The organism is Yersinia nurmii (assembly GCF_001112925.1).
Lineage (GTDB): Bacteria > Pseudomonadota > Gammaproteobacteria > Enterobacterales > Enterobacteriaceae > Yersinia > Yersinia nurmii.
Genome location: NZ_CPYD01000004.1, coordinates 105,641 through 122,210, shown reverse-complemented (window position 1 = coordinate 122,210; position 16,570 = coordinate 105,641). Strand labels below are relative to the sequence as shown.

The following is a 16,570-nucleotide window of genomic DNA, read 5'->3' as shown; positions in this document are numbered from 1 at the left end:
ACTGTGGCTGGCCTTGGACTAATTGAAATTGGTCCAACTGGCGGGTTGATGCGAGCTCATGGTTTTAATAACACTATTGAGAATGGTTATTCTCTTCAGTATCATGAGGATTATGTCGGCCCGGTGAGATTTGTGTATCGTGGCCTAGCAAAACAACTGCTCAATATAGATGAATCCGATGCAGACGTACTTTACTCCACTGTAGATATATCAGTTTCATTAAATACCCTATTCGGATATAGACTTGAACCAGACCTACAGAGATTCTTTATATATGGATGCAGACTTTATCACTGGTTTAACTAAGAAAGGAATAAGACTAATGACTGCTAGCGAATTTTTTTAGAGATAGTGGACGATTACAATACTGCATACGGTCAGAATCTATCATACAAGGGTTAAATAAATGGATTTTTATTTGATTCGATGATTTAGGTGAGAGAAATAGCCTGGCTTTGGCAGCAAGATTTTAACCATGAACGGACTCACGAAAATCTGGGGAATTTACCACCGACAGAATATCGAAAACAGCTGGAAAACTCTAATTACTTATTGTCCTAATAATAGGGAAATGGACATTAAGAATGGATGTTAGGAGGCCGCGTTCAGACTCAAAAAAACCGCCTCTCGGCGGTTAACGACATACTCATACTGCTTTGTTTTACTTATATAATTTTCCATAGTGTCCGGTGCGAGACTTGAACCCGCACAGCCATAAGCCGAGGGATTTTAAAAACTCTCACAGCATTATGGAAATCAATCACTTACGTAAAATCAGTAAGTTACCAAACACGATGGCTGGTTAGTTTGGGTTGTTGTGGGAGTGGTAGTCACAGTAATCAAACTAAATTTAATACTCAGAAAGAATCAGATGTACTAACTCGTTCTTAATCTGACGCCCTTGCTGTTCAAGATGTAATCAAATCTGACGTTCGGCTCCGCGCCAGAAGCAGACGTTGCTAATACAGGTATATTATTTAAAGGAGAGTATTCATTTCGCTTGCTCGTTCGGATACTTAGAATAGAACCTGACCTAGTCGATGGATTTTCTCATGGATGCGCTCGTAAGAGGAAGGCTTCAAAACGGCATATCCTGATCGAATCTGGGCTGCTTAATCTCAGACTTGAGTACAGTCGGTACTGGGGCTGATGCCTCTACTACATCGGCATCATCAAGTACACCGTCCCCCTCTTCGTCAACATCTGTCATTGCCGGCAGCTCTGAGGTCCCCTCAGGATCTAGATCAACATATGAATCGCCCATCATCATTCTGTAATGTGCATCATGTTGTGCCGCTTTGAATATCTTGAAGAAAATTTTCAGATAGCTTGCTGCCATATTGTCACTAATGGCCACATAGAGCTCATCCGGAGCGTAATGCGATCCATCATTCACCCAACTCATCAAAGACTGGCATTGTATCTTTTCAATACCTTCAAACTTGTCTACCAGATGGTACGTATCGACACCACCCAAAATCTTGAAATAGTTCTCCAAAATCCGTCGCATGGTGTTCTGCAACGTAAGGACTGGCACCGGTGTTTTTTTCAGCTCCGCCCAGAGTAGTTGATAAGAATTCCTGATTGGATTACTTGAATGGAACTCAATTACCGAATACTCATCAGGTTTTCGGACAATCCAAAATGTCTCGTCTGCAAGAGATGTATTGGTCTTCCGGCGCTGATCGTACGAGACCTCTTTATGGAAATGCACATTATGGGTAAGCACCACAACTTGTTTAAGATGGCTACCACTCTTTCTAACCTCAGCGAAGAGCTCTTTGATCAAGCTACTAACGATAAACAACACATCACTATCAAGACTAGAAACAGGGTCATCGATGACCACGATCCGATCGGTGGTGATACCGGACGTCGTAATACTTCCTCTCAGCAGGTGGTAGAAATAAAGGAACGTTACGAAGGTCTTCTCGCCCTCGCTCAATGTTTTCTTGGCATCCCTCCCATCCGCTCGGATAATTCTATAGGAGTTATCTACACATGCAGGATCTAGAGAAAAGCTGAGAAAGCCAAAATTCTTCAAAATTTTATTTATAGCAATTACTGTAGGTTTTACACTAGTAAGTTCCACCTCAATCTTATCGATATCGACGTCAGTAGCATTAATACTTTCCGTGGCCTTATCCCGGCTCAATGTGATACCCGAAATGGATTTTTGTAACTTATCCTTCTCAGAAGTGTAATCAATCAAGGTATTCTTTAGCTCGACATCGACAATATATTTCCACACTTCACCGGTGAGCCTGCGCTGCTCAGCAGTGAAGCTTGCTACTAGGCTATTTTGTGCGTTTATTTTTACGTTCGCCGCATTAACAATATCAGTAATATCTGCCTGAATATCCTCCAGACCCTCAAGAAATACCTCAGTGCTTGGAGTGGTAACTTTATTGTCCATCCGCCCTTTATTGACAAGAACAACAGCATCCAGCGCTTGAATCTTAGGATTGAGTTTTTCCTTGTCCAGTTCAGTGCAATCCAAAGCTAACAAAACATGTGCCTGAGCCAAAAGATCCTCAGCAATTTGGAAGTAATTATTACGCAGTGTGGAGACCGCCTTCGAATCTGCCTCAAAAGTCTCATCGAAGTAGTCAGAAAGTTCCTTATCGAAGTCGTGGGGCAGAGCCTGCTGACAGAACGGACATTGTTCATCCGTATGCTCCAGAAATTTCATACCCTGCCGAACCCAGTCGCTATTACCTAACCGCTGAATAATCGCGGATATATTGACATCGTCTTTACCTACCACCTTTTTAACCAGAATCGAACTTTTCTCGAATGCTATCAGCCGTGATAAATCCAAGGTTGGAACAGGATCTATTCTCGAGGGTTGGTCGCCATATAAAACCGCCGCTCTAGCCTTGAGATCAACCAAATCAACTGAGGTGAATTTGTTATTCTCATGTTCTTGAAGGACCCTTGCTTTGAATGCTTCCTTATTATTCCTTAACCCAGTAAATGCACCCTTGAAATACTCGTCATGCTTTACTTTCTGTTCCCAGCATCGGCCAACTAACTTTGCTTCTAAAGAAACCAACTCAGCTTGCTTTCCTGGTTTTCCATCCTCACCATCAAGAGAGATGATTAACTTGGCCCTCAACTGTTCATGGCGCTTTCTTTCATCTTTAAGGTCTTTGAGGCGGTCGAGCTGAATTTTCTCAGCCTTGCCGAGTGTAAATACTCCCTGAAATTCTTTGGATTCTGAGAAGTTGGCAGTGATGAAGTCGTTGTTATAGACCATTGCTGGCACTGGCATATTTCTGAGCCAAGTAATACTAGAGTCTACTGAGAGGCTAGGTTTTTCAATAAGCCGACTGATTGTGGTCTTCCCCGCTCCATTTGCTCCATAAATGAAGTTGATCTTTTTTAGATTAATAATTTCTGATTTGTCAGGGCGGTAGGTGGCGATGTTGGAGAGACTAATTGATTCGATCATAGCGGGTCATCCCTGCACGCAACGGCGCTAAGTTGGCCGCTGCTCGGTAAAATTCTGAAGGTCTAGGAAATTGAACTACTACCTAAACATTTTACGATCATATGAAGGCTATTGGCTTGATAAACATATACGGCATGGTGATTTATGTAAAGACCAGCGGTATAAGAAGGACTAAGACCGGTACAGTTTTGCCTACGCTACAGATTAGGGATGCTATAAGTATTCCTGCAAATTGTGTCACTCAATTTTAGGGCTTCCCCCAGCTAAGGCAATGTTCGCTCTTAGCTGACTGTCAGATTTATCGTATCTTGCTAGAGAACACAGTCAGCATTACCTACGAGGACTAGATATTCTAACGACATAATGATTCTCTCTTTGGACGCAGTTATTACAAAAATCGCCAACTAATTTATTCATCATTACATTCTCACATTATTAATTTTTTAAAATACGATCATATGGATTCAAACTCACTGCCGCCTCTAAATGATCCGGTGCAAAGTGGCTGTAGCGCATGGTCATTTGGATAGTGGAGTGCCCGAGGATTTGTTGCAGTACCAATATATTGCCGCCGTTCATCATAAAATGACTGGCGAATGTATGGCGTAGAACGTGGGTTAACTGGCCGGTAGGTAGCACCAGTTTAGCCCGGTCGATAGCTTGACCAAATGCATCGTAGGCATTAGCGAATAAGCGCCCTTTCATCTTGGGAATCAGTTTATGCAGTTCCGCAGAAATAGGGACTGTACGGTTCTTTTTACTCTTGGTGTTGATATAAGTAATTTTATTTGGCATCACCTGAGCTTGTCTTAGTTGCTCCGCTTCACTCCAACGCGCACCAGTAGCCAGACAGATACGAACAATGATACCGAGATCTTTATTACTAGAATTGTCACACTCATGCAGCAGACGCTTAATATCGTCTTCATAAAGGAAAGTTAACTCGTTTTCGCTTTCACGAAATAGCCTAACGCCATCCAATGGATTCGCATGATTCCAATGCCCTAGCCTTTTTAACTCATTAAATACCGCTCGTAGGTAGGCATGTTCGCGGTTTACCGTTGCCTCTTTTGGCGGCTTCACAATTCCGTGCTTTGGTTTAGGGCTAAATTCACCGGCTAAGCGCTGCTTGCGGTATTTGGCGAACACTTCCCGGTCAAAATCAGCAACAGCAGGATCTCCCAAATTATCACACAGGATATTGAGTTTATTTAATCTTGCTTCGCCGTCACTCAAAGAGCGCCCGTGGAGTTCATACCACTGACCGACCAATGTTTTTAACCTCTGCGCGGCAGTCTCTGCCGGTGTGTAGTCAATATCCAGATCACCACGTTGCGCTAATTGCTCACGCTCAAAGCGCAACGCCTCGCCGCGAGTAACAAAGGTTTTCCTAACCCGCTTACTGTCACGGCCATCTGAGTAAAAATCACAGACCCACTTCCCGTTGGGTAACTTTCGCACTGCCATAAATAAGCCCTCAAGAATAATCCCTTGGGCCTATTTACTGTATATAAAAACAGTAGTCAATGTTTGATATGTAGCACAACAAACATCTGATTAAAAACTAACGCTTACAGATTTTCTTTGATTTACTGATAGAGCCATCTTTACAGACAAATTTCCCATTTTCACAATGGGATACCCCGCCTTTTTTACCGGAACAGGGGTAGTTTTTTGCAATAGAAATCGTAGGCAGAGATAAAAATACAATACCAATTATTGTATTAACTAATAGTTTCATTTAATTACCACTCCATTATTCCGCGAACAATATTAATTCCAGCAGTCAATGATCCGTAATTTCGCCAACAACTTTGGCTAGAATACTCACTTCCGAAATAAGCCAATCAACTTCATTGATACGCCATATCTCACCCGGTAAACGAGTAATATCACTAATAGAGGTCACACCAGCCTTTTCAATCAACCAAAGACCGTCAGCAACATTTTTAAATTAGCGTTCGATAAGAAAATAGCTTTTCTCATTCGGGAAGGATACTAGTTCAGGCTCAACAATCTGTACAGGCAACAACGCTAAATCTAGCAATATTGGGGATACATCTATTAGTAAACCATCTTCAAGGTTTTTATGAGCAATAGATTTTACAGTTTCACATGCGGTAGATTTAACCGGTTCCCGAGGTTCACCCTCACCAGTTGTAAGCCAGTGCAACGAAACACCGGTTTCTAAAGCACAGAGCACAATCTCTTTGCCTGGAAAATAATCACGTTTGATCCAAGTGCTGATTGTTCCCGTTCCGGCCCCCAGATAAGCCGCTAATTCTCTTTGTACTTTAAAACCATAGGCTTGCATCATTCTTTCTACTGCTGAAATCTCGCCACTTAGTTTTTTATCATGCACGCTCGCAAAAAAACCTTAGATACTCGCATATGCATAGTTTAATTCGTGAATTGATGGCAAATACCCACCAACACCTATATTAACCACCATCAAACAGGATGCCTATGAATCAAAACCTTGCAATCAAAGTAACCTCGCCTTATTTATCCCTGCCCGAGTTCTCAAAATTGAGCGGAATCCCTTATAAAACCTGCGGTGGCATGGTGAAAGACGGCCGTCTACCTATCCGCCAGAAAGTTCGCAAAATGGAAAAGGTGCTCGTAAATATGATCGCTCTCACTAAAGAAGCGGCAAACCAATAATGTTCGATATTCAAATTTGCCAACTAATTGTCGGCATATGTGAGGAAGTAAGCCATGTTTGATTTTTCAGTGTCCAAACATCCGCACTTTGATAACGCTTGCCGCCAGTTTGCTTTAAAGCACAACTTAGTCGAGCTGGCAGCAAACGCGGCAACATCCCAACTTATGCGCTACATGCTACCGCTGCAGTTGGCTTGATTGCCGCCGCTGCTGTTCAAGGCGATCATAAGACTGCTTCCCGTAAATCGTCACTGCTGGATACGGTCAATACTGCGATTCGCCATCAATCTCTTATCGGCCTGACAGTACAGTCACGCATTCACTCCCCCCCGCGCTCGCTTCAACCGTTGATGTTATTAGCGGATTGAGTGCTATCGCCGGATTGAGTTGAGGTGTCTTTATGATTATTTCTATTGCCCCATTGTTAAAACAGCAAAGCCCAGTAAGCCTGCGCCATTTCGGCCACGGTATGCTGGAGTTGAAGAACGGCCAGCGCTGGAAGCCGGAAAGTAATCAAAAGGCGCTTTTACAAGAATTGTCCTCTGCAAAGAAGACACCAAGATTACGCCGTCTATTCGGGTATTGATTGGGGAATATGCTGCAATTAACAGAAGCTGAAAAATTAAGAATGACGGGCATTGCCCGAATTACTGAATTTAAAGAGAAGTATTTACGCCATAGAAAAAATGTTACTCAAGAAGCTTTTGATAAAGCGCCTGTGCATTTGCGTAAAACAATCTGTTTTCATGCTGGGTTAAAAAATTGCCATGTGAATATGCAGTTTTCAGAATTAAGCCAGGCAGAGAGAGAATCTATCGTTGAAGCGTTGAATGACTTAATTGAGTTTACTCGTTCGTTGCCGCCATTTGTCAGTAATGATGACTGCACACTGAATATTATTAATTAACCAAAGTGATAATATATGGCGTTTTACTCGCTGGGTTTCGTATTGCCTAAAAACAGGAGTTATCAATCAAAAATATAAGCAGCAAACGGAATTAATCAGATATGAACGCTCGCCTGCGGCTATGAACTCACTGGAGTTATTACTAAATGAAGCTGGATGGATGAGCGAAAAAAAATCAGGCAACACTGGTTTCATCGCGTTTGGGAAAAGTCGCAAATCAAATATATATTGAGGCAGATAAATCTTGATTTTCTCTAGTGTCATCAAAAATACACACCGTGCTTATTATTATAGAGCTACTAAAGTAGTTGTCGAAAAATAGCCTCTATACTGTCTTACTGGTAATTATTGAATCGTGAGGCACTATGAAAAGATTCATCATATTAGTATACGGAATAAGTTGTTACATCATCGGGATGTTAAGTTTCGTTTTTATTATCAGCTTATTGTTTGGCTGGAAGTTTACAGCCATGGCTGTACCCAGCGAACATTTTACTCTTCAGCACATCAGCATCAATATTGGGCTATTACTGTTATTTTCGGTTCAGCACTCTTTTATGGCTCATAAAACATACAAAACCAGAGCCAATATTTCCCCAGCCGTAGAGCGTTCAACCTACGTTCTATCTTCTGGTATTCTATTAATTTTGATCTCTTTTTGTTGGCAACCATTGCCAGGGAAAATATGGATGTTAGATGATAGTTCACCGCTCGCACTATTACTGCTTATTTTGGAGAGCCTAGGATGGCTATTAACTGTAATTTCAACCTTCTTAATCAGCCATACAGATCTTTTCGGCTTACGCCAATCATGGATGCAATGGCAACGAAAGTCTTATACTCAACTCCCCTTCAAGCTTAATTTCTTTTATTCTTTATGTCGTCATCCAATGATGTCAGGATTATTACTCGCCTTTTGGGCTACGCCCAATATGACCAGCAGCCGTTTACTCTTTGCATCAGGTATGACAGTTTACATTCTGATTGGTATTTATTTCGAAGAGAAAGGATTACAGCAAGAACTCGGGAAACCCTACAGGGAATATTGCCAAAGTACCCCGAAACTTATTCCGAAAAATTTTAACAGGCGGAAAAATTCCGGAAGCTAATCCGGCATTAAGACCACAGATGACGCAATAATTATTTCATAATTCCGACCATCTCTTCCGGTCGGACTCGGATCCACTCATCAAATTGCTCACTTGTTAGATAACCTAGCCTAAGCGCAGCCGCTTTTAGTGTTAGCCCTTCTTTTTTCAGTTCTGCACAAACCAATAGCAATCTTTTTCTAATCCACGGCGGGTGTACTTGCCCGGGCTGGAGGTCGGGGCGCAGTGATGCGCCCAGTTGGTTACGGTACACCTCTAAAAACGCATGCCGAATACCAGATAATCCAGCGCATAGCGGCTAAACGCCTGCTGACTGAGCATTGAATGTGGAATAAAGGTACTTGCCAGAATATTGTGTTTCACATACATCGGCGAGCTGTGATGCACCGCGGCCCGGAAGCTGCGCGCTAGCCCGTCAAAGCTGATAGGCGGGCCATACGGTGCATTCGACGTAACCCAGTATTTCCCGCTTATCGAGCACAGCGGAGGGTTCGCCAAAGGTGAACGCCTCCACTGGCTGCTTTGCCTGCTGATGTTATCCGGTTGCACCACCACCCCGCGTTCGCCAGTCCCGGCGATTATCTACGCTGGCCGCCCGACGGTCAGCACTCCAGCGGTTAACGGGGATTTAAGCGGCGACATTCTCCAACGGGAAAACGTACTGGTGTCCTGTGGGCTGCAAGTGGAAGCGATTAAACACTGTCAGGAACAGCATCATGTTAAAGCCCCCCAATTACTCCGCGCCGCGCTGACTGACAGCCTGCCGCTGTTACACCCCTCCCGGGACAGCCTGAAAATGTTTATCGATGGTGGCAGCATCCATTCCACGCTGGCGCAGTCTTTACCCTTTGAGCAGCGTTATATTGCCGTTCAATCTGCTGAGCGGCATTCTTGTCGCTCTGACAACACAAACCCAACACTCCGAAACCCTGCGCCTGCTGCGCAACCTAATTCGTATTGGTACGGGGCATAAGGTGGATTTAGAAAAAGCCTTTTGCCGCGTCGCCACCGGGGATAACGTCACCGGCTGGTTAAACTGGCTGACGGCTCGCGCCGGTCAATCCCGTTCGTGGTGGGCGCCTTCGGTTCGCGAACAAGTATTAATTTTCTCGCTCGGCGGTGAGCTGGATACCGCTTTTGTGCTGCCGGGCATTTTCTCTGATGAGTTCCCGCTGCCGTCGGCCTCGGCGGATGGGATTTACCTGTTGTTCCCCGATGTCCCAACCCTTCACTATGAATCGGAAACCGGCGAACTGCGGGTCGCTGGCATTAAAACCGCCGAGGTCAATGCCAGTGAAAGCGTCACCGTGACTGCGCCCAATATTACCTGCACCGCCTCGGTCAAAATCACGCTGGATACGCCCGAAGTGGAATGCACCCATAACCTGACGACAAGTTAGATTTTGACTTCACTTTCCATGATCTGAAAGCTAAGGCATATCTGACTTAAGTGGTTCTCTTTACGACAAACAAGCAATTTCAGGGCACAAAAACACAGCTCAGACCGCGCGATATGATGGGAAAATAGCAATAGTTCCAGCAGTGGGGGATCAGTAGAGCGGGAATAATATTATGAAGGTATATTATGAAATGGAATCTTAGAAACAAAAAAACCGCCTCTCGGCGGTTAACGACATACTCATACTGCTTTGTTTTACTTATATATTTTTCCATGGTGCCCGGGGCGGGACTTGAACCCGCACAGCCATAAGCCGAGGGATTTTAAATCCCTTGTGTCTACCGATTTCACCACCCGGGCTCAGGAAAATTGGAGGCGCGTCCCGGAGTCGAACCGAGGTAGACGGATTTGCAATCCGTAGCATGGCCACTCTGCCAACGCGCCGTATTCTTCATTGCCTTACTGCTGAGGCTCGCATTTCTGCAATACCTGCCAAATTTGGAGCGGGAAACGAGACTCGAACTCGCGACCCCGACCTTGGCAAGGTCGTGCTCTACCAACTGAGCTATTCCCGCAACATCAGAACTTACTGATTTTTTTGCTATCTTTCGGCGTTTCGCTGCTGCCGTCTGATGCGATGCATTCTACTTACCTGACGCAATGAGTCAATAAAATTATCAACCTAAAACGTCCGTTTGCTGATTTTTACGGCACTTCGATCAAGGTTCGAGCAAATCTTTCCAGGCTGCGCTTAAATATTGGAACATTGACCAGAAAGTCAGCACCGCAGCGATATAAAGTAGGACAAAACTAGCCAGCTCTACGTAAGCCGTTGGACGCCATAATAAACCAACCAATGACATCATTTGCGCCGTCGTTTTGACTTTACCAATCCAAGATACCGCAACGCTGCTACGCTTGCCGATTTCTGCCATCCACTCGCGTAGAGAGGAAATGATGATCTCGCGAGCGATCATGGTGGCTGCCGGTAAAGTAATCCACCACTGGTGATAATATTCAGCAACCAGCACCAATGCTACGGCAACCATCACTTTATCCGCGACTGGATCAAGAAACGCACCAAAACGGGTAGTTTGCTTCCAGCGGCGAGCTAAAAACCCATCAAACCAATCGGTTGCAGCTGCGAATACAAAAATGCCAGCACACAAGACCGGGGCCCAAACGAACGGCAGGTAAAATGCCAGAACAAAGAATGGGATAAGTGCAACACGAAACAGGGTAAGCCAAGTCGGTATATTCAATTGCATAATGCTTCTATAGCTATATGGCGAGTATGGATATTATGAGTATGGTGCAATATTACGTTCAGTGTTTCAATGCATTGTAGATTTTTTCTGCCAATGCTTGTGAAATACTTGGCACTTTTGCAATTTCCTCAATGCTGGCGTTAAGTAACGGTTGAAGTCCGCCCATATACTTCAACAGTATTTGCCGCCGTTTCGGACCAACACCTTCAATCAGCTCTAATGCACTGGTATTTTTTACTTTTGATCTTCTCTGTCGGTGACCCGTAATTGCATGATTATGCGATTCATCACGAATATGTTGGATCAAATGCAACGCTGGCGAATCAGAAGGTAGCGATACCCCCTCGCCTTCAGCGGCAAAAAAGAGCGTTTCCAATCCAGCCTTACGGTCACTCCCTTTAGCAACACCTATTAATAAAGGTTTTTGCTTGTTCCAAGACACATCCAGTTCGGAAAAAACCTCAATAGCTTGAGCCAACTGACCTTTTCCGCCATCGATAAAAATAACATCGGGAACTTTTTGCTCATCTATTGCTTTGCCGTAGCGACGCTTTAACACCTGATTCATTGCCGCGTAATCATCACCCGGAGTAATTCCAGTAATATTGTAGCGCCGATACTCTGACTTCACCGGCCCATTCGCATCGAAAACAACGCATGAAGCAACCGTCTGCTCCCCCATGGTATGGCTAATGTCAAAACACTCCATGCGGTTTATCTCATTCAACTTCAACGTTTCCGCCAATGCTTTCATTCGCTGGTGGATAGTTGACTGTTGCGATAGCTTGGTGACTAACGCAGTCGCCGCATTGGTCCGCGCTAGTTTAAGATAACGCGCTCTATCACCTCGAGGTCGGCTTTGAATCTGAATTTTTCGTCCCGCAAGTTCGCTTAAGGATTCAGCCAGTAAATTTTTTTCTGCCAATGCAAAATCAAGCAAAATCTCGCCAGGTAAGGTTCGCGCCTGACTGCCCTGTAAATAAAACTGACCAACGAAAGTCTGAACGACCTCACTCAGCTCAGTACCATTCGGCACTTTAGGAAAGTAACTACGGCTTCCCAGTACTTTACCTTGCCGGATAAACAGAACGTGCACACATGCTAACCCCGAGTCAAAGGCGACACCAATCACATCCAGATCTTCGCTGTTCCCAGAAACAAACTGTTTTTCTGTGACTCGTCGAACAGCTTGGATTTGATCCCGAATGCGAGCCGCCTCTTCAAAATGCAGCTGTTGGCTGGCATTTTCCATGCGAGAAATCAATTGAGTCAGCACTTGTTGATCTTTACCGGAAAGAAATAGCCTAACGTAATCAACCTGACGTTGATATTCCTCATCGCTAACTAACCCACTCACACAGGGTCCTAGGCAACGACCAATCTGGTACTGTAAGCAAGGACGGGAGCGATTACGGTAAACGCTGTTTTCACACTGTCGAATTGGAAAAAGCTTTTGTAACAAAGCTAGCGTTTCGCGCACAGCATGGGAGTTTGGGAAAGGACCAAAATATTCACCCTTCTCATGTTTGGCTCCGCGATGCGTAGCAAGGCGAGGATGACTATCTGCGCTGAGAAAAATAAGTGGGTAAGATTTATCATCCCGCAGCAAAACATTATATCTAGGTTGGTAAAGCTTGATGTAATTATGTTCAAGCAACAGCGCCTCAGTTTCTGTATGCGTAACAGTGACATCAATTTGGGCGATGTTCTTAACTAATGTTTCGGTTTTGCGGCTATTAACCTGTGGGCGGAAATAGCTGGTAAGCCGCTTTTTCAAATCTTTCGCTTTACCAACATAGATAACCGTGCCCTTGGCATCATACATACGGTAGACGCCAGGCTGGCTGGTTACTGTTTTTAAAAACTCTTTTGCATCAAAGCATTCAGTCACTATTCGACAATGTCTCCGCGTTAAACAGACCGTGGCGAATCGCCAAATGGGTCAATTCAACATCGCCACTTATATTTAGTTTACTAAACATCCGGTAACGATAGCTATTTACTGTTTTAGGACTGAGATGAAGTTGCTCCGAGATTTCATTTACCTTTTGACCTTTCGTTATCATTAGCATGATTTGCAGTTCACGCTCGGAAAGACAGGCAAATGGTGTATCAACCTGCGGCTCCAGCTGACTCAATGCCATCTGTTGCGCGATATCAGAAGCGATATAACGCTGGCCCGAATGAACAGCTCGAATCGCATTGATCACATCTTGCGGCGCAGCGCCTTTGCTCAGATACCCCCCCGCGCCAGCCTGCATCACCTTGGCCGGTAAGGGATTCTCCGTATGAATGGTTAACATGATGACTTTGATATCTGGGGAGAAACGTAGAATTTTCCGCGTGGCTTCCAGCCCACCAATACCAGGCATATTCATATCCATCAAAACAATATCAACAGTATTATTGCGACACCATTTTACCGCATCCTCGCCACACTGCGCTTCACCCGAAACTTTGATACCCCTGATATCTTCCAGAATGCGTCGTATCCCTGCGCGCACCAGTTCGTGGTCATCAACAAGAAGAACGCTAATCAAAGAAAATTCTCCAAAAAAATAAGGGAGTAACCTAATCACTCTTTGTTTACGGCAGTGATATTACTTGTTTTCAGCCAAAGAATGAATACAGAATAATTGCAATTTTACATCTCTATTTTTGGTCTGATTTATTTTTATCGCGATCGCTTTTCATACGCCAATAGTTTGGCAAGTAGCCCTATTAAAGGGCGCGTTCAACGAAAGGAAAATACATCCCAAAATAAGTGATGAATTTTACAACACAATCTACTCAAATAACTAATTATTAGTGCAATAAATAGTTTACAACAAGTTATTTTTCTAATTAAAAAAAGGCAACCATCTGATACTGTTATGAATAATTACTTTCTGAACAAACATTCATCATATAAGAATAATTCCTAGCGAGCCAACTCTGCCACAGTTACAGGATTACCACATTAAAAACATGAATTAGTCTTCTATTGGCATTATTTAAACATATGGCTAACTGTAAACTTTATGAACTTAATTAAGTGAACGCACAAGTTCTTAGTTATTTAGCATAAAAATTCATTTTGACACTCAGTTGAGAATTATCCGAATCCCGTAGTGAGTATTCAGTATCTGTGCGTATCCTAACAAATAATTACCATGCGCAGAGTTATTCATAACGCTGTGATATAATGTGGTAACTGTAAAAAAATGCTGCTTTTAACCTCAATGGCACGCCAATATGAGGATAAGCCACGCGGCAACAATGTCCATTAGGAGACACTATGAGTAACACAGACTTCACTACTGCCGCCGATCTTGAGACTTTAGCTCACGAAGTTACATGCCTGAAAACCACGCTGACATTGATGCTCAAGGCAATTGGCCAGGCAGACGCAGGTAAAGTTATTCTGAAGATGGAAAGATCCTTACCTCTGATAGAAGACAAAACCCAGGCAGAAGTGTTCGAAAATACCATTGCGCAAATCAAACACGCCTTCCGTCAATAGCATCCCGCGCGTCTGATACAGACCCAAATCCCCATTGGGTCTGTTAGTTACAATTTATATAATTATCAACAAGTAAACCGTTACCCTGCTGATTCCATCTATTGGTATGAGTCTTATATGAGTCTGTTACTCAAAGCATTGTTAGGCGCAGTAGTCGTGATTCTTATTGCCCTGTTATCCAAAACGCGAAACTACTATATTGCCGGGTTAATTCCACTGTTCCCAACCTTTGCTCTAATCGCACATTATATTGTTGATAGCGAGCGCTCTATCGAAGCTCTACGCCTCACTATCATCTTCGGAATATGGGCGATAATTCCGTATCTTATCTACTTAGTTTCCCTGTATTTCTTTCTCGACCACCTGCGCCTTTCTCTAGCACTGAGCGCAGCAGTAATCTGCTGGGGTTTCGCTGCATGGATGCTCATACTCGGCTGGAGCTATTGGCATAATTAGTCATATTCAAAAGAACCTGTATAAACAGAAATAAATGGCTTAAAAGACAGGTTCGAACAGAAATTAAACAAAACATCGATTAAATTAGCCAAACAATAACAGCGTAATCGCATGAATAGCCAGAATGCCAACGGAAAAAATCAGATTTACATTACTGATACGCTTCGTTTTCTCTTCTGATGGTAACAAAATATTAACCTGTATCTTTCTAACCCTATGAATCCACAGTCCCCCTATAACTAAGAATATCAGTGATAGCAGCACCATAAGTAAAGGGCGCCCCCAGACTAAAAACTCACTTAATCCAGCAATAGCAAACCATAGAATGACAAAAATCATAGTGGAACACCTTGGCTCATCATGTAGCTGTTAACTTACGTAGGGGATTGCTAGGAGTTAATTGTTATATATTATTCAAAAACAATATAAGAATATGAGGCTAATAAAAATACTATTTGATAGTAATTAAATCTACGCAAGTAAATAAAATGCAATATTTAATACTAAGAGTCATGCCACTCCCCCTATTTTTAAGAAGTAATTGATTCTTGTTATTGTAATTTCTCAATTTTAACGATGTTTTTTGAATCAATGATTAAAGAGATTAGCAGTAAAAACCAGAATCACGCTGGAAACACCTAAAAAATAAGTTAAAAACAGAGAAAATAGTAAATAAAGGCTAAGGTTTGGGTTTGGGCTTAGGCTTAGGCTTAGGCAGATGGAGAGAAGGAGAGAGAAATTTATTGTTGAAAGGAAAGCCATCAGAGCTGAATCGCCATACATTTGGACTCAGCTCAGATTATGTAAACAGAGTAAACGCGCGAACGCTTAATCAGACAATTTTTGGCTGGCCGTCTGATGCAGTCGCACCGCCATCAACAGGAATGTTTGCTCCGTTGATGAAGCTGGCGTCATCGCTGGCAAGGAACGCCATCACCGCAGCCACTTCTTCTGGCTCAGCTGCACGGCCTAATGCAATACGTTCGTTGAACTTATCACGGATTTCTTGTGGCCAACCGTTGGTCATATTTGTTTTTACTAAACTCGGACATACCGAGTTGATACGGACGCCATCACCACCGTGATCTAATGCCATTGCACGAGTCAGATTGACGACAGCACCTTTGGCAGCACAATAATACGCCGCCCCCCAATCACCGCCTAGGCCTGAGACAGATGCCGTATTAACAATACTTCCTTTGGTTTTCAATAAATAAGGAAGCGCAAATTTAGAACAGAACACAACCCCGTCAATATCCACTCCGGCAATACGGCGCCAATCTTCCACGGTTGTTTCCAAAACGCTACCCGCAACATGAACACCCGCATTATTCAGTAAGACATCAATTCTACCGAATTTTTCAGCAATACTGTCCATCATCTTTTTAACGGCAACATGGTCAGACACATCGATCGGATATGCTAATGCTTTACCTTTTGGCAAAGAGCGCGCAACTAATTCAGCCGCTTCCTGATTCCAGTCAGCTAGTACCACAATTGCACCTTCAGAAGAGAAACGACGAGCGGCAGCTTCGCCCATTCCATTTCCACCACCGGTAATAACGACCACTTTGTTTTCAAATCGCATTTGTTACTCCCTTTGTTAACTCATCGATTCATCACACAAATAAGCGATGCTATTACCTTATAACCTTTCAGTTTCTGAAGCTAACCATAAATGGGTATAAGGTATGAAGCGCTAAAAATAGTAAATTTTCAGCACAAAAGGCCAAAATATAAGGGATTAGAAAAACATAAACATTAAATTTACTTAATTATTAGTCAGCTACTAACAAACTTAACTGCATATG

At 43.3% G+C, this 16,570-nt stretch carries 17 protein-coding genes, 3 tRNA genes and 6 pseudogenes; 13 read left to right on the top strand and 13 right to left on the bottom strand.

Features of this window, described 5'->3' with window-relative positions:
* Nucleotides 1-3 precede the first annotated feature (3 nt).
* A complete protein-coding gene (locus tag AD970_RS20520; protein ID WP_072080604.1) occupies nucleotides 4-306 on the top strand; it encodes a DUF4225 domain-containing protein in 303 nt (100 codons plus the stop codon).
* A gap of 96 nt (nucleotides 307-402) precedes the next feature.
* A pseudogene (locus AD970_RS20075) lies at nucleotides 403-561 on the top strand (IS3 family transposase); the annotation flags it as partial.
* Between the two features lie 517 nt (nucleotides 562-1,078).
* On the opposite strand, the gene AD970_RS06830 reads toward AD970_RS20075, so the two are convergent.
* From AD970_RS06830 to AD970_RS06820, 4 genes are all read right to left on the bottom strand, one after another.
* Nucleotides 1,079-3,454 carry an AAA family ATPase gene (locus tag AD970_RS06830; RefSeq protein ID WP_072080603.1) on the bottom strand — a complete coding sequence of 792 codons (2,376 nt, stop codon included), beginning with the start codon at nucleotides 3,452-3,454 and terminating at the stop codon, nucleotides 1,079-1,081.
* Between the two features lie 435 nt (nucleotides 3,455-3,889).
* On the bottom strand, nucleotides 3,890-4,921 hold the full coding sequence (locus AD970_RS06825; protein WP_049597567.1) for a phage integrase: 1,032 nt from the start codon (nucleotides 4,919-4,921) through the stop codon (nucleotides 3,890-3,892).
* A 319-nt stretch (nucleotides 4,922-5,240) separates the two neighbouring features.
* A complete protein-coding gene (locus tag AD970_RS20070) occupies nucleotides 5,241-5,363 on the bottom strand; it encodes a hypothetical protein (protein ID WP_235786912.1) in 123 nt (40 codons plus the stop codon).
* A gap of 45 nt (nucleotides 5,364-5,408) precedes the next feature.
* Complete coding sequence (locus AD970_RS06820; RefSeq protein WP_235786911.1) at nucleotides 5,409-5,816, bottom strand: helix-turn-helix transcriptional regulator; 408 nt, start codon at nucleotides 5,814-5,816, stop codon at nucleotides 5,409-5,411.
* A 104-nt stretch (nucleotides 5,817-5,920) separates the two neighbouring features.
* Here AD970_RS06820 and AD970_RS06815 point away from each other — a divergent pair, with 104 nt between their 5' ends.
* The 5 genes and pseudogenes from AD970_RS06815 (at nucleotide 5,921) to AD970_RS06795 (ending at nucleotide 8,134) form a co-directional block, all read left to right on the top strand.
* Nucleotides 5,921-6,118 carry a hypothetical protein gene (locus AD970_RS06815; RefSeq protein ID WP_049597566.1) on the top strand — a complete coding sequence of 66 codons (198 nt, stop codon included), beginning with the start codon at nucleotides 5,921-5,923 and terminating at the stop codon, nucleotides 6,116-6,118.
* A gap of 54 nt (nucleotides 6,119-6,172) precedes the next feature.
* A pseudogene (locus AD970_RS06810) lies at nucleotides 6,173-6,509 on the top strand (hypothetical protein).
* Nucleotides 6,510-6,518: 9 nt separating this feature from the next.
* Nucleotides 6,519-6,704, top strand: a complete 186-nt coding sequence (locus tag AD970_RS06805) for a phage filamentation protein Fil family protein (protein ID WP_049597565.1) — start codon at nucleotides 6,519-6,521, stop codon at nucleotides 6,702-6,704.
* A gap of 9 nt (nucleotides 6,705-6,713) precedes the next feature.
* The gene (locus AD970_RS06800; RefSeq protein WP_049597564.1) at nucleotides 6,714-7,025 is read left to right on the top strand and encodes a hypothetical protein; all 312 of its coding nucleotides are present in this window, start codon (nucleotides 6,714-6,716) and stop codon (nucleotides 7,023-7,025) included.
* 365 nt (nucleotides 7,026-7,390) lie between these two features.
* Nucleotides 7,391-8,134: a methyltransferase family protein gene (locus AD970_RS06795; RefSeq protein ID WP_072080602.1), complete on the top strand. Its 744-nt coding sequence runs from the start codon at nucleotides 7,391-7,393 to the stop codon at nucleotides 8,132-8,134.
* A gap of 150 nt (nucleotides 8,135-8,284) precedes the next feature.
* On the opposite strand, the pseudogene AD970_RS06790 reads toward AD970_RS06795, so the two are convergent.
* Nucleotides 8,285-8,648: pseudogene (locus AD970_RS06790) on the bottom strand (phage portal protein); the annotation flags it as partial.
* 18 nt (nucleotides 8,649-8,666) lie between these two features.
* Here AD970_RS06790 and lysC point away from each other — a divergent pair.
* The 4 genes and pseudogenes from lysC to AD970_RS20430 all read left to right on the top strand — a co-directional run.
* Nucleotides 8,667-8,861: pseudogene (gene lysC / locus AD970_RS20065) on the top strand (Rz1-like lysis system protein LysC); the annotation flags it as partial.
* Between the two features lie 21 nt (nucleotides 8,862-8,882).
* Complete coding sequence (locus AD970_RS20060; RefSeq protein WP_235786917.1) at nucleotides 8,883-9,107, top strand: phage tail protein; 225 nt, start codon at nucleotides 8,883-8,885, stop codon at nucleotides 9,105-9,107.
* Nucleotides 9,034-9,528, top strand: a pseudogene (locus tag AD970_RS06780) (phage baseplate assembly protein V); the annotation flags it as partial. The gene AD970_RS20060 and the pseudogene AD970_RS06780, both read left to right, overlap by 74 nt.
* Nucleotides 9,528-9,691, top strand: a pseudogene (locus AD970_RS20430) (integrase); the annotation flags it as partial. The pseudogenes AD970_RS06780 and AD970_RS20430, both read left to right, overlap by 1 nt.
* A gap of 116 nt (nucleotides 9,692-9,807) precedes the next feature.
* Here AD970_RS20430 and AD970_RS06775 read toward each other — a convergent pair.
* The 6 genes from AD970_RS06775 to uvrY all read right to left on the bottom strand — a co-directional run bounded on the left by AD970_RS06775 (nucleotide 9,808) and on the right by uvrY (nucleotide 13,341).
* A tRNA-Leu gene (locus tag AD970_RS06775) sits at nucleotides 9,808-9,893 on the bottom strand.
* 10 nt (nucleotides 9,894-9,903) lie between these two features.
* Nucleotides 9,904-9,977, bottom strand: a tRNA-Cys gene (locus AD970_RS06770).
* A 55-nt stretch (nucleotides 9,978-10,032) separates the two neighbouring features.
* Nucleotides 10,033-10,108: transfer RNA gene (locus AD970_RS06765), tRNA-Gly, on the bottom strand.
* A gap of 144 nt (nucleotides 10,109-10,252) precedes the next feature.
* Nucleotides 10,253-10,801, bottom strand: a complete 549-nt coding sequence (gene pgsA, locus AD970_RS06760; protein WP_049597562.1) for a CDP-diacylglycerol--glycerol-3-phosphate 3-phosphatidyltransferase — start codon at nucleotides 10,799-10,801, stop codon at nucleotides 10,253-10,255.
* A 58-nt stretch (nucleotides 10,802-10,859) separates the two neighbouring features.
* A complete protein-coding gene (gene uvrC / locus AD970_RS06755; protein ID WP_049597561.1) occupies nucleotides 10,860-12,692 on the bottom strand; it encodes an excinuclease ABC subunit UvrC in 1,833 nt (610 codons plus the stop codon).
* Nucleotides 12,685-13,341, bottom strand: coding sequence for a UvrY/SirA/GacA family response regulator transcription factor (gene uvrY / locus AD970_RS06750; RefSeq protein ID WP_049597560.1), 657 nt, complete (start codon nucleotides 13,339-13,341; stop codon nucleotides 12,685-12,687). The genes uvrC and uvrY overlap by 8 nt, the downstream gene beginning before the upstream one ends.
* Before the next feature lie 737 nt (nucleotides 13,342-14,078).
* On the opposite strand from uvrY, the gene AD970_RS06745 reads away from it, so the two are divergent.
* Nucleotides 14,079-14,303, top strand: a complete 225-nt coding sequence (locus tag AD970_RS06745) for a DUF2594 family protein (protein ID WP_049597559.1) — start codon at nucleotides 14,079-14,081, stop codon at nucleotides 14,301-14,303.
* Between the two features lie 117 nt (nucleotides 14,304-14,420).
* Nucleotides 14,421-14,759, top strand: coding sequence for a GlpM family protein (locus AD970_RS06740; protein ID WP_049597558.1), 339 nt, complete (start codon nucleotides 14,421-14,423; stop codon nucleotides 14,757-14,759).
* An 84-nt stretch (nucleotides 14,760-14,843) separates the two neighbouring features.
* Here the strand turns inward: AD970_RS06740 and AD970_RS06735 are convergent, their stop codons facing one another.
* Entirely contained in the window at nucleotides 14,844-15,098 is a 255-nt protein-coding gene (locus tag AD970_RS06735; protein ID WP_049597557.1) for a hypothetical protein, read from the bottom strand.
* Between the two features lie 493 nt (nucleotides 15,099-15,591).
* Entirely contained in the window at nucleotides 15,592-16,347 is a 756-nt protein-coding gene (locus tag AD970_RS06730) for an SDR family NAD(P)-dependent oxidoreductase (protein ID WP_049597556.1), read from the bottom strand.
* Between the last annotated feature and the right edge of the window lie 223 nt (nucleotides 16,348-16,570).

Coding starts and splice junctions, on each gene's coding strand:
- AD970_RS06830 (WP_072080603.1), bottom strand. CDS start 3,454: ATGATCGAATCAATTAGTCTCTCCAACATCGCCACCTACCGCCCTGAC.
- AD970_RS06825 (WP_049597567.1), bottom strand. CDS start 4,921: ATGGCAGTGCGAAAGTTACCCAACGGGAAGTGGGTCTGTGATTTTTAC.
- AD970_RS06815 (WP_049597566.1), top strand. CDS start 5,921: ATGAATCAAAACCTTGCAATCAAAGTAACCTCGCCTTATTTATCCCTG.
- AD970_RS06805 (WP_049597565.1), top strand. CDS start 6,519: ATGATTATTTCTATTGCCCCATTGTTAAAACAGCAAAGCCCAGTAAGC.
- AD970_RS06800 (WP_049597564.1), top strand. CDS start 6,714: ATGCTGCAATTAACAGAAGCTGAAAAATTAAGAATGACGGGCATTGCC.
- AD970_RS06795 (WP_072080602.1), top strand. CDS start 7,391: ATGAAAAGATTCATCATATTAGTATACGGAATAAGTTGTTACATCATC.
- pgsA (WP_049597562.1), bottom strand. CDS start 10,801: ATGCAATTGAATATACCGACTTGGCTTACCCTGTTTCGTGTTGCACTT.
- AD970_RS06745 (WP_049597559.1), top strand. CDS start 14,079: ATGAGTAACACAGACTTCACTACTGCCGCCGATCTTGAGACTTTAGCT.
- AD970_RS06740 (WP_049597558.1), top strand. CDS start 14,421: ATGAGTCTGTTACTCAAAGCATTGTTAGGCGCAGTAGTCGTGATTCTT.
- AD970_RS06735 (WP_049597557.1), bottom strand. CDS start 15,098: ATGATTTTTGTCATTCTATGGTTTGCTATTGCTGGATTAAGTGAGTTT.
- AD970_RS06730 (WP_049597556.1), bottom strand. CDS start 16,347: ATGCGATTTGAAAACAAAGTGGTCGTTATTACCGGTGGTGGAAATGGA.